The sequence below is a fragment of the Mycobacterium sp. genome (assembly GCF_049647605.1).
Lineage (GTDB): Bacteria > Actinomycetota > Actinomycetes > Mycobacteriales > Mycobacteriaceae > Mycobacterium.
In genome coordinates, this window is record NZ_JBARXZ010000017.1 from 1 (window position 1) to 19,002 (window position 19,002).

Sequence of the window (19,002 nt, forward strand, 5' to 3'; positions counted from 1 at the left end):
GACGCCGAACGCTGCGCCGAGTACCCGATCTGGCTGCACACCTACAATCACCACCGCGGCCACACCGCACTCGGAGGCAAAACACCCGCTAGCTGTGTACCTAACCTCTCAAGTCAGTACAGCTAGATCGCGGCGAACAGTGCCGGATCGGCAACGATCACATTGGCCGGGACATCGCCGGACTGGGTCGCGGTGAAAGGCATCTCGAACCACTTGCCTTGGTTGCCGCAGTCGTTGGACGTGAACATATACCTCTCGGCACCTCGAAGGGTGCCATCTGGTAGCGGTTCGAGTGTTCGCCTCACCTCGATGGTCTCCTCCGGGGTGGGCGTAGACCCACATGTAATCCGGACTTGAGCGGCAGGGTAAACCCACCGTCCGTCGACAAACCGGAGAACAGCCGCCGCACCGGCGGCCTCCGTAGGGTTGGCGTCATCGAGGAGGGCTGCGGTGGCCACACATCCCGACGCCGTGCACATGGACCGGAAAGCCCACCAATTAACTGACGATTCGATGTCGCCGCTCAGCGGATAGTTCGAGCTGGTTTCGGCGCCTTCGTGGTCGAGCCGGTAGGTACCGGTTAGGGACGGGCCCGCCACCTCCCGTGGGGGCGGTGTGTGCTCACCAGCACCCGGGTCAGGCATTGCTAGGCCGACCGGCGCATCACCGGTGCGCACGGCCGCGTACGGGATCTCCGTGACGGCCCCCTGCAGGCCGCATTCACTGCTCACCACTGTGGCCCTCCACCGCCCGCTCAAGGACCCGTTGCTTTGGGGCTGCATCCACCAGGTGATCGAGCTGGTGTCGGTGCCCGTCTCATACCGATCAGCGATGATGAAACACTCTTCCCTTTCGTCATTGCGTTGGCGCTGCGGATCAGACACCCACCGGCCGTCCACGTATCGCATCGTCGTTCTGGCACCACTACGGTGGGGGATCTGCTGATTGTCGGCATCCAACTGCACACCAGACGCTGCACATTCAGCCTCATTGCAGCGAGTCTGAAACGCCCACCACCGCTCGGCCTGTTCGTCCGGCCCCGGGTTGGGGGAACCCTGCACAGTCTGCTGGCCGAAGTCGAAGTTCAACCGGTACGTGCCATCGAGTGTCACCCCGACTGGCAACGTCGCCACCGCCAATGTGTCTACAGTGTCCTCGATGGAGGTCGGCTGTATCAACCAAATAGTCCCCGCTGTGGCCACCGTGACCGCCGTGGCCGCAGCGCCGGCAATCACGCCACGACGTCGCCTCCGGTGTCGAAGCGATCCCGAAACGCCTGGAACATGCACTGCCGCGGGTGATCCGACCAACGTTGCACCCTGATCAACCACACCAGCACCAGACCGCAGGGCGTCTGCGAACTCCTCACAACTCGGATACCGATCCGCCGGCGACTTCGACAGCGCCCTCGTCAATACTGCATCCAGACCAGTGAGTTCCGGCCGCAGCGCGCTGATCTTGGGTGGCTGAGCGCTCAAATGCTGGCTAATCACTCCAACCGGATTCGAGTTCTCGAACACCGGGATTCCTGCGAGCAGGTGATACGCAGTCGCCGCCAACGCATACTGATCTGCCCGGCCATCAAGGTGTTCACCCATCAGCTGCTCAGGCGCCGCATACGCTACCGTGCCCACCGTCAAGTTCGTGGCCGTCAAACCACCGGGATCTGCGATTGGGCGGGCAATCCCGAAGTCAGACAGCAGGATTCTGCCGCGACCACTGTCGGGTTCTGACAGGAGAATGTTGGTCGGTTTCACGTCGCGGTGCAACAACCCGCGACCGTGGGCGTAATCGAGGGCTTCGGCGATCGTCGAGATGATCTCCACTGCCTCGGCGGCGGGCATGCCCGCCGGATACCGGTCACGCAACAGTCGCCCCGCATCGGCGCCCACCACGAGTTCCATCGCGATCCACAGTCGGCTCTCGAATTCTCCGCGGTCGTGCACACCCACGATGTGGGGGTGCCACAAGCTCGCCGCGAGGTCACCTTCGCGGGCAAAGCGCTCTCGGAACTCACGATCGCCGCTCAGCGACGCTGGCAGCACCTTCAATGCGTCGTGTCGCGGCAGGCGTGGATGCTGGACCCGATACACCTCGCCCATCCCGCCGGACCCCAATTTCTCGACGACCGTATATCCAGCAAAGACCGTCCCCGATGAGAGCGACATGGTTCGCATCGTAGATGACATCGCCCTTGTGGCACCGCCCCAACCCGCTGTGGCCAACTCCCGGCCGGACGGGCCAGATCATTGCTTACCGCAGCCGATGTGGGCCGGTCGGTCACTTCCGTACATCACCGCGACTAAAGCGGCCGTTCGTCTTGTGTGAATCCCTTTGTAGCTACCGTCGGTTGTGTGGATCTGCGGTAACTCGTCCGATGGCACGCACGCGGGGCTATCGTCGAGATCACCCAGATCGTTGGGATGCCTGACTTATAGAACTCATGCCGCTCGCCAGAGTTGGCCCAGAAGCACGGTGACGGTACCTGCGTGATGGGTGTGGCAGGCGATGAGGCACCGCGTGCCACGTGACGACACCGCGACGCGGGGCCAGGATGTTGCCGCCCGGTGTCTGGCACGATCGGTCGTCGTGCCGCTACCTCAGCTGGCTTGCATGGATGATGCCGACAGCGGGTGGAACCTCTATAAGCGCGAACATGCTGTGCGAGTGACACTTTCAAAGAGGTGAGGTCAGTGACAGCATGGTGATCGGAGTTGATGCCCACAAGAAGACACATGCCCTTGTGGCGGTCGATGGACTGGGACGCAAACTGGGAGAAAAAACAGTTGCCACAACCACCGCTGCTCACCGCGCGTCGGTGCGGTGGGCACGCATGTAGTTCGGCCCAGACCTAGTTTGGGGTGTCGAGGACTGCCGATCGCTGACCAGTCGACTTGAACACGACTTGGTGGCCGAGGAATTTTCGGCGGTTAGGGTACCTCCACATCTAATGAGCAGAACACGGGCCCCCTCGCGCGAGCGCGGCAAATCTGACCCGATTGATACCCTCGCGGTAGCTCGCGCCGTCCAGGGCGAACCTAACCTGCCGACCGCCAATTACGACCCCATTTCGATGGAACTACGGCTCCTGGTGGACCGCCGCGGCGACGTCGTTGCCACACGCACCCCTGAGATCAATCGACTACTAGTGCGGCAGGCGCTAGCCCGGCGACGTGAAAGAAGCCGCGGATATGCGGACAACCGCCGGAGGCAGTTGTGTGTTAATAATGAAGAGACATTAACAATGGTCCGCTCTCGACCTGAGGAGTGCTGATGGGCACCTACGATGAGGCCGCGCGTCCGGCAGCCCCAAATGTGGTCATGATCGTGCTGGACGACCTCGGCTTCGCCCAATTAGGCTGCTACGGGTCAGACATCCAGACACCGGCCATCGATCGTCTCGCTCGCAATGGACTCCGGTACAACCGCTTCCACGTCACCGGCCTGTGCTCACCGACACGAGCCTCATTGCTCACCGGCCGAAACCACCACTCGGTGGGGATGGGCTTCCTTGCCGACATCCCGACTGCCCACCCGGGCTATACCGGCAAGATTCCGGCCGCAGCGCCGACACTGCCGCGCTTGCTGCGGGATTCCGGCTGGAGCACGATGGCGGTCGGTAAGTGGCATCTCGCGCCGCGCGGCGAACGGACGAGTGCCGGCCCGTTCACCCGCTGGCCGCTGGGACTCGGGTTCGAGCGCTACTACGGCTTTCTGCTCGGCGACGCCAATCACTGGGACCCGCAACTGGTACGAGACAACACCTATCTCGACGGACCTGATGTGCGCCCAACCGGCTACCACTTGACCGAGGATCTCACCGATGAGGCGATCAGGATGGTGGTCAGCCAACAGCAGTCAGCACCCGGCAAGCCATTCTTCCTCTACTTTGCCACCGGGGCTATGCACTCACCACATCATGTGCACAAGAGCTGGGCCGACTCCTACGCGGGACAGTTCGACATCGGTTGGGACGCCTGGCGAGACGAGGTGTTCGCACGCCAGCTCGCCGAGGGCGTGGTGCCCGCAGGCACCACGCTCACCGAGCGACCCGATTGGGTGCCGGCTTGGACCACCCTCACCGCAGACGAACGCGCCGTGTACGCGCGGATGCACGAGGTATATGCAGGCTTTCTGAGTCATACCGACAGCCAGATCGATCGATTGATCCGAACGCTGGAGGACCTCGACGTCATGGACAACACGCTCGTTCTCATCATGTCCGACAATGGGGCCAGCGCAGAAGGGGGCGTTGCGGGAACCAGCAACGAACACCGATTCACGCATCGGGTGCCAGAGACAGCGGCCGACAACCTCCATCTCCTACCGGACTGGGGTGGCACGGCGGGATATCCGCACTATGCGTGGGGCTGGGCGTGGGCCGGCAATACACCTTTTCGACTGTGGAAGCGGTATGCGTGGCTGGGCGGTACCCGCGTTCCGCTGATCGTGCACTGGCCGCGCGGGATCGGCGATGGAGGCGCTGTGCGTTCACAGTTCGCGCACGCCATCGACGTCATGCCAACAGTCTTGGAGGCCTGCGGGGTTCGGCAGCATTCGCCTTCTGCCGAAGCTTCCGACAGCACCGTTCACGGGGCGAGCCTGTTGCCGACATTCAACGACGCGGCGGCGCCTGCGCCCCGATCGACTCAGTACTTCGAAGTCGTGGGTTCCCGGTCGATGATTGCCGATGGCTGGAAGGCCACGACGGATCACGTGGCCCAAGGTGTGATGGACGAGGAGGCGCTGCTGGAGGGTAGCCGGGACTTCGCCGCTGATCGATGGTCGCTGTTTCGGGCCGACGACTTCTCCGAAGCTCACGACGTGTCGGCGAATCATCCCGACGTGGTGGCGCGATTGACCGCCCTGTGGGCAGCCGAGGCCGCCCGCTATGACGTGCTCCCCCTGACTGATTCGTTGGTGGCACGAGCGGCGGAAATGGTATGGCCCGAATTCCCGCCTGGGCAGCGCGTGGTGTTGCGGCCTTCGGGCGGTCCGGTCGCCGATGAAGCACTGCCCTTGCTGTACAGCCGGCTGTTCGCTGATGTCGACGTCCCGTCCGGGGGTGCCAACGGTGTGTTGTTTGCAATCGGCAACTGGACCGGAGGGCTGGCGGCATTCGTCATCGAGTCCAGGCTGCACGTTGCTGTCGCAGCCCCGGGCGGCAACATCCGGGTGCGAGCCGATCGGCTGCTGGTGGAAGGACGCCACACCGCGGGCTGTCGGTTACACCGCCTCGACGGCGAGACCCGAGTGGAAGCGGTGATCGACGACATCGTTGTCGGCTCTGCGGTGGCCCCGGTGACGCTGCCCCATGTCTGGCAGCATGGCGGGACATCTTTGCTCTTGGGTCGAGACCGCGGCCTGCCGGTGTGCGAAGACTATCGACCACCCTTTGTGTGGAACGGTGGATTGCATGCGGTGACAGTGGAATCCGACCTGGAGTCGCTGCCAGACCAGGAACTACTCAGGGCCGCCCTCAAGTCTGACTGAAGCGACTCTTCACTGACGCAAAGCCTCCAGGGTTTCCGCCGAGGCGGGCGCACGGATGATCGCAGTGAGCGAATCGATGAGGTCGGACACGAACATCGCCGTGGGCGGCGCGTCGGTTGCGGTTGCCCGTTGTCGCTGGTGGTCGGCCACCGCATTCAGGGAACTTATGTAGACGAAACGAAGCCTCGCCTGGGCGACGGCTTCCGGGAGATGTGAAAGATGCTCCCAGATAAGCTGATTGAGACTTTGCCCGTGCTCGGTCAACGAAGGATCGGCCAAGATCCAGGCATACCCGCCTGGTTCGCCATATCCGTGAAACAGCAGTTGAGTAACCAGCTCGACATGTCGCTCCCCCCGCTCAGCACTACTCACCTGAGGGAGGATCAAGGCGGTAAGGAGGCGTCTGAGCTCTGCCGGGTGATCACCCGACACCGCCTGGTCGAGTATCCGTCCCCGGTCTTCGTTGATTCGTTCGAGACGATCTTCGAGTATGGCCTTGATCAGGTCGTCTTTGGAGCCGAAGTGGTAGTTCACCACCGCGGCGTTGCTTTGTCCGGCGGCGAGTCTGATTTCGTTGAGGCTCACCGCTGCGATCCCCCGGTCGGCGAACATCGCCTCCGCCACGGTGATGAGCTTGAGGCGTGTCGCTTCTCCGCTGCTGTTGCGGCCGCGCTTGCGCGCCTGTTCCCGAATGCGGTCCGACTCCGAGGGCATTGCCTGATGGTACGCATTTCCCAAGGTCCGTATATAATGAGTTCTCATTAGTTAATCGACGACAAGAAAGCTTGGGTGCGCAATGCAGGTGGAGCTGGCGTCCTTGGCACTGGTCATCGCTGTGTCGCCGGCCTCGGTGGTTCCAGCGATCCTGATGCTGCACACGCCCCGCCCGCTGGCTGCGGGATGGGCGTTTGCCGTCGGCTGGATGCTTTCTGTGGCGGCCACGACCTGGCTATTTGTCGGAATCGCCGGGCAATTGCCTGATGTCGGCGGTCCGCCGCCACAATGGATCCGACCCGCAACGATGGTGCTGGCGGTGCTCCTGATCATCGCCGGCATCGTCATCTGGATGCGCCGGGGACGCAGTGAACGTACGCCGGCCTGGCTGCGGGCACTGGACTCCGTCACCGCGTGGCGGGCACTGGCAGCCGCGCCGTTACTGGCGGCCATGAATCCCAAAGTGCTCTCCGCCTGCGCTGCAGCAGGTTTCAGCATCGGGGCCACCGCGCAGACCAGTCTGGCCCAGTGGGGTGACGTCACAGTTTTTGCGCTGCTCGCCAGCGCGACAGTGATACTGCCGGTGCTGAGCTATTCCATCTGGCGCGAGCGCATGAACGAACCCCTACGACGGCTCAAAGTCGCGCTGGAGCGCCATAATGCCGCCATCCTGGCGGTGGTTCTTTGTGCCGTGGGGCTGATGTTGTTGCTGCAAGCAGTGTGATGGCCCTGTCCCTGACGATGTGAAGGAAAGCCCATGTCGGTAACCAATTCTCACCGTCCAAGCCGACGGCTACTCACTCTCCAAAAGCTCATGCTGTTGGCGGCCTCGCGGTCTGGCGGTGTTCAGGATGTCGGGAAGACGCGCAGAATCACCCGATTGATGGAGTCGCGCCAGCGACGGGCGCGTGGAGTCCGGGAGTCCACCGATTCGGTGGCCGGCGTCCCTGTTCGGTGGTTCCGCCCGGACCGGGCGGACGCGGGCCTCATCTTCCACGTGCACGGCGGGGCCTTTGTCGCCGGTAGTTCCTTGGCGGCCCGTGCCCACACTGGGCTGGCTCGTTGCCACGGCGCGGAACTGGTGAGCGTCGACTACCGACTTGCGCCGGAGCATCCGTTCCCCGCGGCGCTGGATGACGTGTGGACGGTCTACTCGGAGGTGGCGCGCGACCGTCCTACCGTCATTGTCGGGGAGTCCGCCGGAGGTGGTCTGGCCCTGTCGCTGGCAAGGCGAGTGTTGGACCAGGGTGGTCACGCGCCGAAAGGTCTCGTAACCATGTTTCCCTGGGCAGACCTCACCAACAGTTCCGAAAGCTTCGTGCGGAATGAACATCGAGATCTGCTCTCCCGCAAAGGCCTTTCGCGCAGTGCAGTGGCCTATGCCGGTGACTGTGATCTGAGGATGCCTCTGGTGTCGCCACTCTACGGCTCCTTCGCCGACTTTCCCCCCACGCTGATCGTCGTCGGTACCCACGACTGTTTACTCGATGACTCCCGCGCCGTCTCGACTCGTATGCGTGCCGACGGAGTCGACACCACACTCATCGAAATACCCGGCGGATTTCATGGTTTCATCCTGTTGCCTGCTCCGGAATCACGAGAAGCGAGGCAGCAGATGTCGTCGTTCATAGGCTCAGCCCTAGGCGGCCGATGATTGGCACGCTGAGTAATGCCATCAGTGCATCTGAGCCGTCAGGCGCGATGCTACCGTCGCGCCCTATAGGCTCACGGCGTGCACAACGTGATCCAGGCCAGCGCTGCGTCGGCGGCGGCATTGACAGTGGGGCTGTCGGCCTATGCAGCGTTGATCTTCACCGGCATCGCGGTGGGGATCTACGACGCCCGCCGGCACCGCCGGGGCCGGGCGACCGCCGCGGCGGTCATGGTCGGGGTGCTGACCATATGCGGGCTGGTCATCGCGATCGTCAGCAGTGTCGTGTGAACCGTCACAATACGACGGATGTGAACACCCTACGGTTGTTGTGGCCCAATGGTTCTGAAAGCGCGTCCCGCGGACGGCGGCCGCGGACCACTCCAGGACGGTTGCCGCCCCAGCAGCAATGTTCATCTGGACAATTGCTGGGTGGGTCACCCGACTGCTCGGGGGACACCACCTGGGTGCACACTATGATGTGGCCCTTTCTGCAACAGTCTTCAAAGTCGAACTTGGCGTCTCCGATGTCGATCACGGTTACTACGCCGATCACACGCTGACCGTGGCCCGTCATCCCAGTGAGACCGATGAGCGGATGGTGGTGCGGTTGTTGGCGTTTGGGCTGCGCGCACACCGACTCAGCGACGTCGACGGTGAGTTGGCGTTCGGGGCGGGCCTGTCCACCCCTGGCGTACCGGACTTGCGGCTCGCCGACTACACCGGCCGGATCCTGGAGTGGATCAACGTCGGTCAGCCCGACGAACGCGCCATGGGCAAGGCGGCCAGCCAGGCCGACCAGGTACTGCTGTTCCCGTTCGCCGCCGGCGTGGCCACCTGGTGGCGCGCCGTTGGCCCCAAAGTGGCGGGGCTGCCGAACCTGTCGGTGGTGCAGATACCGCACGCACCGATACAGCAACTGGCTCAGACTGTCGATCGCCGGGTCTCGGCGCAGGTGATGGTGATCGAAGGTCAGGTGACGATGACCGTAGGCGGAGTCGACGTCACCTTCACGCCCGAGCCATTGGCGTGAACATCTGAGCCCGAGGTGAAAGTCGATGGCCTTGGCGCCATGGACGCTGACGTCATCATTGGCGGGGCGGGCCTGGCCGGAGCGGGTTACCGGTAAAGCGCTTTGAGCGGCCCTTGCCCGCCCTACCGTTCCATCGCCCCGATCAACGCTTCTGAGATCACGCCGGTTGCCTTCCTCAGCGCGGGAATGGCGCGAGCAATCGCATCCTTGCCGAAACGAGCCGAGGGGCCGGAAATGCCGATTGCCATGGGAGTCGGAGCACCTGGCACCGCCATCGCGACGGAGCGAACTCCGATCTCGAATTCCTCGTCGTCGATCGCATACCCGTCGGCGCGCACCCGCTCGACTTTCGCGAACACCGCGGAAAGGGTGGACGCACTGTTCTTGGTCGGTGCCGGAAGGCCAGACTGCGTGACCAACTTCAAAATGCGTGCATCGTCCAACTCGCCCAACACGGCCTTGCCCACACCGGACGTGTGAAGACTGACGCGCTTGCCGACGTCATTGTTCGTCCGCGTCAGCTTCGAGGACAAGACCTGCCCGGTGTAGATGACCATGTCACCGTCCAGCACTGCGAGACTCGCCGTCTCCGACAGTTCTTCGGCCAATGACGTCAGCACCGGACCGGCGACCGCGCCCAACTGACGATTCGCAACTTCACCAAGCCGAATCAGTCTCGGCCCCAAAGCATATCGGCGATTGGGCAGTTGGCGCACATATCCGATTCCGACCAGCGTGCGCAAGAGGCGGTGAATCGTCGGCGGCGGCAACGGAGACTCCGCCGACAACTCCGTCAGCGAGCACTCCCCTCCGGCACGTCCGATCAATTCCATCAACTCAAACGCGCGCTCGACCGACTGCACGCCGCCCGACTTCTCCGCCATGCGATCCACTCCCGGCCGACTACTTTCGTTCCATCCAACATCCTCGAAATCAGTTCCGCAATACGGAAGAAACGTCCGGGGAATACGCGCACAACGGTGTGTGCGTAGTACCCTCGCGCTAAACTCCACGATGTGGAATTCTGTCTTGACGGAAAGTTCCAGACCGGGAAGGGACACCAGTGACACGACGCCTCGACGATGCGGTGCTTGCCGACGTCGACCGCCGCCTCTCGGCTGCCGACGCTCACCTGATGTCCAGATACCCCGGCGACAACGGCCGTCGGCAGCCGATCCACACCGTCTACATCCCGGGCAACCGGTATTCGGCGACGATGCCCGCCGATTGGGGCTGCACCGCTCTCGCCGCCGCGCAGAACGCCGGCGGACTCGACGCCGTGGCCGCACTCGTCGGCGCGAGCAGTGGAACCGACTGCGAACCCGACACTCTCGCAGCCCTCGTCGAGAACAAGCTGACCACAGAGCCGATCGAAGACCTCCGCATCGACTTCGAGGACGGCTACGGCACCTTCGACGACGCGACCGAGGACGCCGATGTCGCACAGGCGATCGCCGCATTGCGGATCGCGCTCGACGCAGGTACCTCGACGCCGTTCGTCGGGACCCGCTTCAAATGCTTCGAAGTAGGCACCCGTGCGCGGGGACTGCGCACACTCGACATGTTCATCAGCGGACTCGTCGACTCCGGCGGCCTCCCCGACGGCCTCACGCTCACCCTCCCCAAGGTGACGTCCGTCGACCAGGTCGAGGCGATGGTTGTGGTCGCGGGTGCCCTCGAAGGTGCGAACGGATTGCCGGCCGGCCGCATCCGCTTCGAAGTTCAGGTCGAGACAGCGCAGGCCATTCTCGGCGCCGACGGCCGCGCACCCGTTGCCCAATTCATCCACGCCGGCCAGGGCCGCGTCAGCTCGCTGCACTACGGCACCTACGACTACTCGGCGTCTCTCGGGATCGCCGCCGCCTACCAGTCGATGGAACACCCGGCGGCAGACCATGCCAAGAACGTCATGCAACTGGCCGTCGCAGGCACCGGCGTCCACATGTCTGACGGCTCGACCAACATCCTCCCGGTCGGCGACCCTGACAACGTCGCCACGGCGTGGAAGCTGCACGCGCGCTTGGTCCGCCGCCACCTGGAACGTGGCATTTATCAGGGCTGGGACATGCATCCAGCCCAACTGGTCACCCGCTATCTGGCAACCTACGCGTTCTACCGTGGCGCCTTCGCGCCCGCAGCGACACGCCTGCGCAACTATGTCCACCGGCTCGACTCGACAGTCATGGACGAGCCCGCCACTGCCCGCGCGCTCGCCAACGTGATGTATCGCGGCAGCGTGTGCGGCGCCCTCACCGTCGACGAGATCGAGACAGCCCTCGATCTGCCCATGTCCACCGCGCGCGATATCGCGCTCGGCCGCCCAACCAGGAGCCACCAGTGACCACTGCGTCGTACTACACGCCCCGCGGCGGCCTGCCCCCGCAGACCGATCTGCTGACCGACCGCGCCATCGTCACCGAGGCCTACACGGTGATCCCGCGCGGCGTCCTCTCTGACATCGTCACCTCGGTGCTTCCCGAGTGGACCGATACCCGCGCCTGGATCATCAACCGACCCGTCGCCGGTGGTGCGACGACGTATTACCAGGCGATCGTCGAGGTCAAGCCGGGCGGCGGGGCGCAGCGGCCCGAGCCGCAACCCGAGGTGCAAAGCTTCCTGTTCGTCACCTCCGGTGCGCTCACCGTCGACGCGGCAGGCCAGACGCAGACACTCACCGAGGGCGGTTTCGCCTACCTGCCGGCAGGTACCGACTGGTCGGCCCGCAACAACGGTGATGCCGATGCCACCTTCGTCTGGATCCGCAAGCGGTACGAGGCCATCGCGGGCCACACGGCATCGGTCAAGTTCGGCAACGAGCAGGACATCGCACCGTCAGCCATGCCCGGGACCGACGGCAAGTGGCGCACGACGCGCATGCTCGACCCGCAGGACCTCGCGTACGACATGCACGTCAACATCGTCACCTTCGAGCCCGGCGGGACCATTCCGTTCGCCGAGACCCACGTGATGGAACATGGCCTGCTGATGCTCGAGGGCAAGGCCGTCTATCACCTCAACGGAGACTGGGTGGAGGTTCAGGAGGGCGATTTCCTCTCGCTGCGCGCCTTCTGCCCGCAGGCGTGCTATGCGGGCGGACCGTCGAACTTCCGTTACCTGCTGTACAAGGACGTCAACCGCCAGATCATGCTCTGAGACCTGTGGCGACGAAGCGACCGGGCATCTCAATGGTGCCCGGTCGCTTCTGTCCGCGGTCTGGGTGATCGCGGCGGCCTACAACTGAAACGGCCAGCCGATGACCTTCTTCTTGCGCGGTGTCGCGTAGGTACGCACCTTCGAAGTGGACAAGCCCATCCGGACCAGACCTTCGGCGATGGTGACCGCCGCGCGGACGCCGTCGACGATGGGGACGCCGGTTGCGGCCGTCACCTTCTCCTCGAGTTCGGCCATCCCGCCGCAGCCGAGACAGATCACTTCGGCGTGATCGTTCTCCACGGCTTCCCGTGCTTGATGGACGATCGCTTCGACCGCTCGATCTGGATCCGACTCGAGTTCGAGCACCCCGAGGCCGGACGCCCGCACCGACGCGCACCGGGCGTCGAGTCCCGCCAACTTGAGACGGTCTTCGATCAGCGGGACGGTGCGGTCCAGGGTGGTGACCACCGAGTACTTGTGTCCGAGATACATCGCCGTCGACGCGGCCGCTTCGGTGATGTCGACTACTGGGACGTCGAGCAATTCCTGCAGACCCTCGCGACCGTGTTCGCCGTAGCCGGCCTGGATCACCGCGTCGTACGGCTCGGGATACGAGGCGATCGCGTCCATGACGGCGATCGCCGCGAGATAGCTCTCGAAGTTTCCTTCGCACGAGTCCGCACCGAAACGCGGTGTGATACCGACGATCTCGGTACCCGGTGACGCGACACCGCGCGCCGACTCGGCGATCGCATCGGTCATCGACGCGGTGGTGTTGACGTTGGCTACCAGGATTCTCATCGCGCTCCCCTAGTGTGTGCTGGCCACGGCGATGGGCTCGCCGGAGACATCGTTGAACGGTCCACGGCGGTCTGCGACCACCAAATACACGATCGCACCGAGGCCAGCGCCGATGAACCAGGAGAATTCCGAGACGATGGCGAACGCCGGAACGAATGCCAGCAGCAGTGCCACCACCGCGGTAATGACGAGGGCGACTACGGCCCGCACATTGACACCCTTCGAATACTGGTATTCGCCGTCCACATCGGTCGTGAACAGGGCCAGAACGTTGATCTTGGAACGACGCACCAGCCAGTAGTCGGCCATGATGATGCCGAACAGCGGACCGAGAATGGCACCGAGCCCGCCGAGGAAGTAGTTGATGACGGCAGGGGTGTTGTACAGGTTCCACGGCAGGATCACCAAGCCGATGACGGCCGAGACAAATGCCGCGCGACGGAAGTTCAGGTGCTTCGGGAACAGGTTGTTCAGCGCATAGATCGGAGCGACGAAGTTCGCCATCAGGTTCACAGCGATGGTCAGGATCAGCAGGGCGAGCGCCGCTAGCACCAACAGCAGGGTGTTCGGCACTTCCTGAACGATGTCGGCGGGCGCTTCGATGATGCGTCCGTCGATGCGGAACTGGGCGCCGGCCAGGGTGATGACGATGCCGCCGAACACCAGCATGTTGAGCGGGATACCCCAGAAGTTGCCTTTCACGATGGCCCGCTTCGACGTGGCGTTACGGGTGAAATCGCAGAAGTTGAGGACAAACGTGCCGTAGATCGCGACCCACAGGCTGGCGCCGCCGATGATCTTCAACCACATGTCGATACCGGTCAGCGAGTCGGGCGTCGTCCACGCGATGGCCCAGTCGGCGCTGTTGAGCATCCAGATCGCGAGCGCGATCATGGTGAACAGAATGACCGGGCCGGCGAATGCCTCGTATTTGCGGATCATCTCCATGCCGTAGCTGACGATGACCACCTGGATCACCCAGAGCGCGATGAACGAGATCCAGCCGAGGGTGGACAACCCCAGGAAGCTGTTGGAGTCGAGGGTGGCGGCGGACGGGGCGAGCGCAATGATCATGATGCGCAGCACCACGGACGCAAGGTAGGTCTGGATGCCGAACCAGGCGATCGCGACCGCGCCGCGGATGAGGGCTGGGATCTGCGCACCGTGGGTACCGAACGAGATGCGGCTCATCACCGGGAACGGGACACCCGTCTTCTCCCCCATGAATCCGGACAGGTTGAGCAGGAGGAAGAGGAAGACGCCGCCGAGCCCGAGCGCCAGCAGAATCTGCCACCCGCCCAGACCGAGGGCGAACAGCCCGATGGCGAACGAGTAGTTGCCCAGGCTGTGTACATCGTTGGCCCACAGGGTGAAGATGTTGTATGCGCCCCAACGTCGGCCTTCGCGCTTGGTGGGCGCGAGATCTGCGTTGTACAACGACGGACTCACATCGGCGAACGCAGTTGCATCGTCACGATTGGAGTCGCCGATGAGCCCGGTGGACTCTGTGCTCATGGATACGCCTGTCACGGTCGGAGCGCCGACGCCGACGCGCCGCCGCTAATATTCCACTATGCGGAAATTAGATTCCACGGATTTGATAAGTAAGTCTCATTCCGACGCCACATGTCAAGGTTTTGGCGTGATTGACTGTGCCTACCCTCACATCTACTGTCGGCCATAGCGTGGAGTTCTAGTTCCACGATGAGGAATGACCAGGGACTAACGGAGAGCTCACCATGACCGCTGACGCCCCCGCGCAGTCGAACCAACCCGATTTCGATCTGGTGGTCCGAGGCGAACGCACGCTGACGACGGCGGGAATCGTCGCCCGCGAGATCGGTATCCGTGACGGTCGCGTCGTCGCGATCGAGCCGCTGGGCAGTGGCCTCACGGGCACCGAGATCATCGAACTCACCGACGAGCAGGTGATGATCCCTGGTTTGGTCGATACGCACGTGCATGTCAACGAGCCGGGCCGCACCGAGTGGGAGGGGTTCGACTCCGCTACCCGTGCGGCGGCGGCCGGCGGTGTGACCACGCTGATCGACATGCCGCTCAACTCGATTCCGCCAACGGTCAACGTCGAGGCACTCGAAGCCAAGCGCGCGGCGGCATCGGGCAAGACGCACATCGACGTCGGTTTCTGGGGTGGCGCGATCCCCGGCAACACCGACGATCTGCGCGGTCTGCACGACGATGGCGTGTTCGGCTTCAAATGTTTCCTGCTGCACTCCGGCGTCGACGAGTTCCCACATCTGGACGCCGATGAGATGGAAAAGGACATGGCCGTGCTGGCCGGCTTCGACTCCATGATGATCGTGCACGCCGAGGACTCCCGCGCTATCGACCGTGCGCCCTCGGCCGAGGGCACCAAGTACGAACGCTTTCTCGCCTCGCGGCCGCGCGGCGCTGAGAACGTGGCGATCGCCGAGGTCATCGAGCGCGCTCGGTGGACCGGTGCCCGTGCGCACATCCTGCACCTGTCGTCCTCGGACGCGCTGCCCATGCTCGCGACCGCCAAGCGCGACGGCGTCAGGATCACCGTCGAGACCTGCCCGCACTACCTGACGCTGCTGGCCGAGGAGATCCCGAACGGCGCGACCGCGTTCAAGTGCTGCCCGCCGATCCGCGAGGCGTCGAATCGGGAACTGTTGTGGCAGGGCCTGCTCGACGGCACGATCGACTGCATCGTCTCTGACCACTCCCCGTCGACCGTCGATCTGAAGGACGTCGAGAACGGTGACTTCGGCATCGCCTGGGGTGGCGTCGCATCACTGCAGCTCGGCCTGTCGTTGATCTGGACCGAGGCCAAGCGCCGCGGGATCAAACTCACGCAGGTGATCGAGTGGATGGCGGCCAACCCCGCCGCACTCGCCGGTTTGAACAACAAGGGCAAGATCGCCCTCGGCTACGACGCCGACTTCGCGATCTTCGAGCCGGAGTCCGCACAGGTCGTCGACGTGCACAAGCTGCATCACAAGAACCCGATCAGCCCGTACGACGGGCGCGCGCTTGCCGGTGTCGTGACGAGTACCTGGTTGCGCGGCAAGAAGATCGACTTCCAGACCCCACAGGGCCGGATGCTGCGCCGCGGCGGCGTGTAACGCACCTACTGGTGGTCGGCAGAACACCACGTCGGCACCGCCGTCGCGCAGAAAGGGAGCCTGCGCTGTCGTCGATGCGAAGATCGGCGTCTCGATCTGACCGGCATCGTGTACGTCGGAACGCACAATTGATCTATGGAACCCATCACTGAAGTCCACGACTACCCGTTGGTGCCGGTCGGTCGCGGACACATCGAACCGGCACCGCGGCGAGTACGGGGATTCATCGCCGGGCAGGTGGTCTTCGACACCACCAACGCAAAGTATGTGTGGGAGAACGCGTTCTATCCCGCCTACTACGTCCCGATCGCCGACGTCCACCGGGAACTGCTGGTCGACGAGGACCATCAACAGAAGGCCCAGTTCGGCCCGTCTCGGTTGTATTCACTGAACGCCGGTGGGCGGATCCAGCCGTCCGTGGTGCGCGTGTTCGACGACGACGGTGCCGGGCCGGCCGCCGGGTTGGCACGCTTCGAGTGGGACGCCATCGAGTGGTACGAGGAGGACGAGCCGATCGTCGGGCATCCCCGCAACCCGTACGTGCGGGGCGATGCACTGCGCTCGCACCGGCACGTCACGGTGGCGCTAGAGGGGGTGCTGCTTGCCGAAACGCACTGCCCGGTATTGCTTTTCGAAACGGGTCTGCCGACGCGCTATTACATCGACCGCTCTGACCTGGTGATGGAGCATCTGAAACCCAGCGATACCACCTCGTTGTGCCCGTACAAGGGCGTGACCACCCAGTACTGGTCAGCACAGACGCCTTCGCGGGTGCAGCCAGACATCGCCTGGGCATATGACCACCCGTTGCCGGAGGTCGCCCCGATCGCCAGGATGGTCGCGTTCTACAACGAGAAGCTCGACATCACCGTCGATGGCGTCGCACTGGCGCGGCCGCGCACACACTTCGCCTGAGCCTTCGTCCGGATGGATCGAACGCCGGGCATCCTCTCGTTCGGCGAGCAACTTGTGTCGGGGTTTCCCGTTGCGCTCGAGCGACTTTCGCTGTTTGTGGTGGGTCAGCTGGGCGCGCAGGCCGCGATGGCTGCGCCAGCCACCACCTCACTCCTTGTTGCTGGGCTGGCGGGTCACGGGTTTCCGGTCACCCCTCGCGCACATACAGCAGATTCCGATGGTCTGACTGTAGGAATCCGCGGCAGATTGGGGACTTGATAGCGATTTCCTTGCCACTGTCGAACTTTTTCACCGATTCAGCTTGCGCAGAGCGCGGATATCGACAATGGTCTTACTCAGACCGACGTGATCGGCGCCATGCCGCAGTCACGCCAGCACGAGGAGGACCCAGCCATGAGCAAGACCGGCAATTCCACCGTCGACGCGCCGGCCCGACCCGGCGGGCCGGATCTGAGCGCTTCCGCTCCCGTAGTCGAGATCGACCATGTCACCAAGCGTTTCGACAACTACGTCGCGGTCGCCGACGCACACTTCTCGATCGGCTCGGGAGAGTTCTTCTCCATGCTGGGGCCGTCGGGATGCGGCAAGACCACCACCTTGCGGATGATCGCCGGCTTCGAAGCCCCGACAGAAGGGGCGGTACGGCTACAGGGGGTCGACGTCTCCCGCGTTCCGGCCCACAAACGCAATATCAACACGGTCTTCCAGCACTATGCGCTGTTTCCCCACATGACCGTCTGGGACAACGTGGCCTACGGACCGCGCAGCGCGAAGAAGGGTGCGGCCGAGGTCCGCCGCCGTGTCGACGAGATGCTCGAGGTCGTCCGGCTGACCGACTTTGCCCGCCGTAAGCCCGCCCAGCTATCCGGCGGGCAACAACAACGTGTCGCCCTGGCGCGCGCCTTGGTGAATTACCCCAGCGCGCTCCTCCTCGACGAGCCCCTCGGCGCGCTCGACCTCAAGCTACGCCACGTCATGCAGTTCGAACTGAAACGCATCCAGCGGGAAGTCGGTATCACCTTCATCTACGTCACCCATGACCAAGAGGAGGCCCTCACGATGAGCGATCGCATCGCGGTCATGAACGTCGGCTCTGTCGAACAGATCGGCTCCCCCACCGAAATCTACGAACGCCCCGCCACCGTCTTCGTCGCCAACTTCATCGGCCAGGCCAACCTCTGGAACGGCCAGCAACGCACGGTCAACGGCAACCGCGCTGACTTCGCGGTATTGGGCACCACGCTGCCCGCCCGCTGCGGTGACACCAGGATCGAGAATGGGGGACGCGGCACGCTCATGGTGCGGCCCGAACGAGTCCGGGTTTCGATGTCACCGACTGAGGCGGACACGGCCAGCACCCCTGCGACCGTCGTCGATGTCACCTTCCAGGGCCCTGTCATTCGACTGAGCCTGATTGCTCCGGACAACTCCCCCATCATCGCGCACGTGACCCCCGAGGGCCCCGAAGCCGGCCTGTCGCTTCTGCGTCCGGGCGATCCCGTCTACGCCTCCTGGTCACCCGAGGCCTCCCTCATTCTGCCCGCCGCCGACATCCCCGCCGAGAGCGACCTGGACGAGAGCCTCGTGGAGTCGTGACCGTTCTCGGCTCACCGAGTGGTCGGCCAGACACCGGCTTCGTAGGAGAGCTTCAACAGCTTGAGGTACACCAGGGTCTCCACGGCGGAGACCTCGTCGATGGTGCGGATGGAGTCGTTGATGACCGACAGCAGATGCTCGCCGTTTCGGCAGATCACCTCGATCACGATGTCATGCACACCGGCAACCGCGACAGCAAAGGTGACCTCCGGGAGGGCGCTCAACTTCCGCGAGATCCGCTCGATGTCACCGTCAGCCTTGACCAGCAGCATCGATGTGTAGTGACCACGGGAGACGGGGTTGGTAACCGTGACGACCTGCATGTGCCCCTGCTCGATCAATCGCTGGACACGTTGCCGGACGGTCGATTCGGCTACTCCGACCTCTTTGGCGATGGCGGCGTAGGGCTTTCGGCCATCCGAACGCATCGAATCGACGATGGCCGCCGATATCGGGTCGAGTGCTGGGGTCGGCTCCTCGGTCATCCTTGGTCCTTTACTGCTGTCCGGCAAGGCATTCGGGATTCTAGGCGACGAATC

At 63.8% G+C, this 19,002-nt stretch carries 16 protein-coding genes and 2 pseudogenes; 12 read left to right on the forward strand and 6 right to left on the reverse strand.

Features of this window, described 5'->3' with window-relative positions:
- Positions 1-126: pseudogene (locus WBB07_RS01905) on the forward strand (IS481 family transposase); the annotation flags it as partial.
- Here the strand turns inward: WBB07_RS01905 and WBB07_RS01910 are convergent.
- Positions 123-2,168 carry a serine/threonine-protein kinase gene (locus WBB07_RS01910; RefSeq protein WP_526304213.1) on the reverse strand — a complete coding sequence of 682 codons (2,046 nt, stop codon included), beginning with the start codon at positions 2,166-2,168 and terminating at the stop codon, positions 123-125. The pseudogene WBB07_RS01905 and the gene WBB07_RS01910 sit on opposite strands and share 4 nt — an antisense overlap.
- Before the next feature lie 533 nt (positions 2,169-2,701).
- Here WBB07_RS01910 and WBB07_RS01915 point away from each other — a divergent pair.
- Positions 2,702-3,154: pseudogene (locus WBB07_RS01915) on the forward strand (IS110 family transposase); the annotation flags it as partial.
- 119 nt (positions 3,155-3,273) lie between these two features.
- On the forward strand, positions 3,274-5,493 hold the full coding sequence (locus tag WBB07_RS01920; protein ID WP_526304215.1) for an arylsulfatase: 2,220 nt from the start codon (positions 3,274-3,276) through the stop codon (positions 5,491-5,493).
- A gap of 9 nt (positions 5,494-5,502) precedes the next feature.
- On the opposite strand, the gene WBB07_RS01925 is transcribed toward WBB07_RS01920, so the two are convergent.
- Positions 5,503-6,207, reverse strand: coding sequence for a TetR/AcrR family transcriptional regulator (locus tag WBB07_RS01925; RefSeq protein WP_526304217.1), 705 nt, complete (start codon positions 6,205-6,207; stop codon positions 5,503-5,505).
- Between the two features lie 82 nt (positions 6,208-6,289).
- Between WBB07_RS01925 and WBB07_RS01930 the strand changes: the two genes are divergently transcribed.
- The 4 genes from WBB07_RS01930 (at position 6,290) to WBB07_RS01945 (ending at position 8,891) form a co-directional block, all read left to right on the forward strand.
- Entirely contained in the window at positions 6,290-6,931 is a 642-nt protein-coding gene (locus WBB07_RS01930; protein ID WP_526304219.1) for a GAP family protein, read from the forward strand.
- A 159-nt stretch (positions 6,932-7,090) separates the two neighbouring features.
- Positions 7,091-7,861 carry an alpha/beta hydrolase gene (locus tag WBB07_RS01935; protein WP_526304221.1) on the forward strand — a complete coding sequence of 257 codons (771 nt, stop codon included), beginning with the start codon at positions 7,091-7,093 and terminating at the stop codon, positions 7,859-7,861.
- A gap of 78 nt (positions 7,862-7,939) precedes the next feature.
- Positions 7,940-8,149 carry a hypothetical protein gene (locus WBB07_RS01940; RefSeq protein ID WP_526304223.1) on the forward strand — a complete coding sequence of 70 codons (210 nt, stop codon included), beginning with the start codon at positions 7,940-7,942 and terminating at the stop codon, positions 8,147-8,149.
- Positions 8,150-8,339: 190 nt separating this feature from the next.
- Positions 8,340-8,891: a YaeQ family protein gene (locus tag WBB07_RS01945; protein ID WP_526304225.1), complete on the forward strand. Its 552-nt coding sequence runs from the start codon at positions 8,340-8,342 to the stop codon at positions 8,889-8,891.
- 122 nt (positions 8,892-9,013) lie between these two features.
- Here the strand turns inward: WBB07_RS01945 and WBB07_RS01950 are convergent, their stop codons facing one another.
- Complete coding sequence (locus WBB07_RS01950; protein WP_526304227.1) at positions 9,014-9,775, reverse strand: IclR family transcriptional regulator; 762 nt, start codon at positions 9,773-9,775, stop codon at positions 9,014-9,016.
- A gap of 179 nt (positions 9,776-9,954) precedes the next feature.
- Here WBB07_RS01950 and WBB07_RS01955 point away from each other — a divergent pair, with 179 nt between their 5' ends.
- Together WBB07_RS01955 and WBB07_RS01960 are read left to right on the forward strand one after the other, a co-directional pair.
- The gene (locus WBB07_RS01955; RefSeq protein WP_526304229.1) at positions 9,955-11,232 is read left to right on the forward strand and encodes a DUF6986 family protein; all 1,278 of its coding nucleotides are present in this window, start codon (positions 9,955-9,957) and stop codon (positions 11,230-11,232) included.
- Positions 11,229-12,044 (forward strand): bifunctional allantoicase/(S)-ureidoglycine aminohydrolase, encoded by an 816-nt coding sequence (locus WBB07_RS01960; protein WP_526304231.1) that lies wholly within the window; start codon positions 11,229-11,231, stop codon positions 12,042-12,044. Before WBB07_RS01955 ends, WBB07_RS01960 begins: the two co-directional genes overlap by 4 nt.
- 78 nt (positions 12,045-12,122) lie before the next feature.
- Here the strand turns inward: WBB07_RS01960 and WBB07_RS01965 are convergent, their stop codons facing one another.
- Positions 12,123-12,845, reverse strand: coding sequence for an aspartate/glutamate racemase family protein (locus tag WBB07_RS01965; RefSeq protein ID WP_526304233.1), 723 nt, complete (start codon positions 12,843-12,845; stop codon positions 12,123-12,125).
- 9 nt (positions 12,846-12,854) lie between these two features.
- Positions 12,855-14,360: an NCS1 family nucleobase:cation symporter-1 gene (locus WBB07_RS01970; RefSeq protein WP_526304235.1), complete on the reverse strand. Its 1,506-nt coding sequence runs from the start codon at positions 14,358-14,360 to the stop codon at positions 12,855-12,857.
- A gap of 224 nt (positions 14,361-14,584) precedes the next feature.
- On the opposite strand from WBB07_RS01970, the gene allB reads away from it, so the two are divergent.
- The 3 genes from allB (at position 14,585) to WBB07_RS01985 (ending at position 18,463) form a co-directional block, all read left to right on the forward strand.
- Positions 14,585-15,952: an allantoinase AllB gene (allB, locus tag WBB07_RS01975; protein ID WP_526304237.1), complete on the forward strand. Its 1,368-nt coding sequence runs from the start codon at positions 14,585-14,587 to the stop codon at positions 15,950-15,952.
- Positions 15,953-16,087: 135 nt separating this feature from the next.
- Positions 16,088-16,867, forward strand: a complete 780-nt coding sequence (locus WBB07_RS01980; RefSeq protein ID WP_526304239.1) for a DUF427 domain-containing protein — start codon at positions 16,088-16,090, stop codon at positions 16,865-16,867.
- A gap of 393 nt (positions 16,868-17,260) precedes the next feature.
- Entirely contained in the window at positions 17,261-18,463 is a 1,203-nt protein-coding gene (locus WBB07_RS01985; RefSeq protein ID WP_526304241.1) for an ABC transporter ATP-binding protein, read from the forward strand.
- Between the two features lie 11 nt (positions 18,464-18,474).
- Here the strand turns inward: WBB07_RS01985 and WBB07_RS01990 are convergent, their stop codons facing one another.
- Positions 18,475-18,948 (reverse strand): Lrp/AsnC family transcriptional regulator, encoded by a 474-nt coding sequence (locus tag WBB07_RS01990; RefSeq protein WP_526304242.1) that lies wholly within the window; start codon positions 18,946-18,948, stop codon positions 18,475-18,477.
- Between the last annotated feature and the right edge of the window lie 54 nt (positions 18,949-19,002).

What these genes read in the sequence shown, in the direction of transcription:
- WBB07_RS01950 (WP_526304227.1), bottom strand. Translation starts at nt 9,775, where the DNA reads ATGGCGGAGAAGTCGGGCGGCGTGCAGTCGGTCGAGCGCGCGTTTGAG.
- WBB07_RS01920 (WP_526304215.1), top strand. Translation starts at nt 3,274, where the DNA reads ATGGGCACCTACGATGAGGCCGCGCGTCCGGCAGCCCCAAATGTGGTC.
- WBB07_RS01985 (WP_526304241.1), top strand. Translation starts at nt 17,261, where the DNA reads ATGAGCAAGACCGGCAATTCCACCGTCGACGCGCCGGCCCGACCCGGC.
- WBB07_RS01970 (WP_526304235.1), bottom strand. Translation starts at nt 14,360, where the DNA reads ATGAGCACAGAGTCCACCGGGCTCATCGGCGACTCCAATCGTGACGAT.
- WBB07_RS01935 (WP_526304221.1), top strand. Translation starts at nt 7,091, where the DNA reads ATGGAGTCGCGCCAGCGACGGGCGCGTGGAGTCCGGGAGTCCACCGAT.
- WBB07_RS01965 (WP_526304233.1), bottom strand. Translation starts at nt 12,845, where the DNA reads ATGAGAATCCTGGTAGCCAACGTCAACACCACCGCGTCGATGACCGAT.
- WBB07_RS01910 (WP_526304213.1), bottom strand. Translation starts at nt 2,168, where the DNA reads ATGTCGCTCTCATCGGGGACGGTCTTTGCTGGATATACGGTCGTCGAG.
- allB (WP_526304237.1), top strand. Translation starts at nt 14,585, where the DNA reads ATGACCGCTGACGCCCCCGCGCAGTCGAACCAACCCGATTTCGATCTG.
- WBB07_RS01980 (WP_526304239.1), top strand. Translation starts at nt 16,088, where the DNA reads ATGGAACCCATCACTGAAGTCCACGACTACCCGTTGGTGCCGGTCGGT.
- WBB07_RS01925 (WP_526304217.1), bottom strand. Translation starts at nt 6,207, where the DNA reads ATGCCCTCGGAGTCGGACCGCATTCGGGAACAGGCGCGCAAGCGCGGC.
- WBB07_RS01990 (WP_526304242.1), bottom strand. Translation starts at nt 18,948, where the DNA reads ATGACCGAGGAGCCGACCCCAGCACTCGACCCGATATCGGCGGCCATC.
- WBB07_RS01930 (WP_526304219.1), top strand. Translation starts at nt 6,290, where the DNA reads ATGCAGGTGGAGCTGGCGTCCTTGGCACTGGTCATCGCTGTGTCGCCG.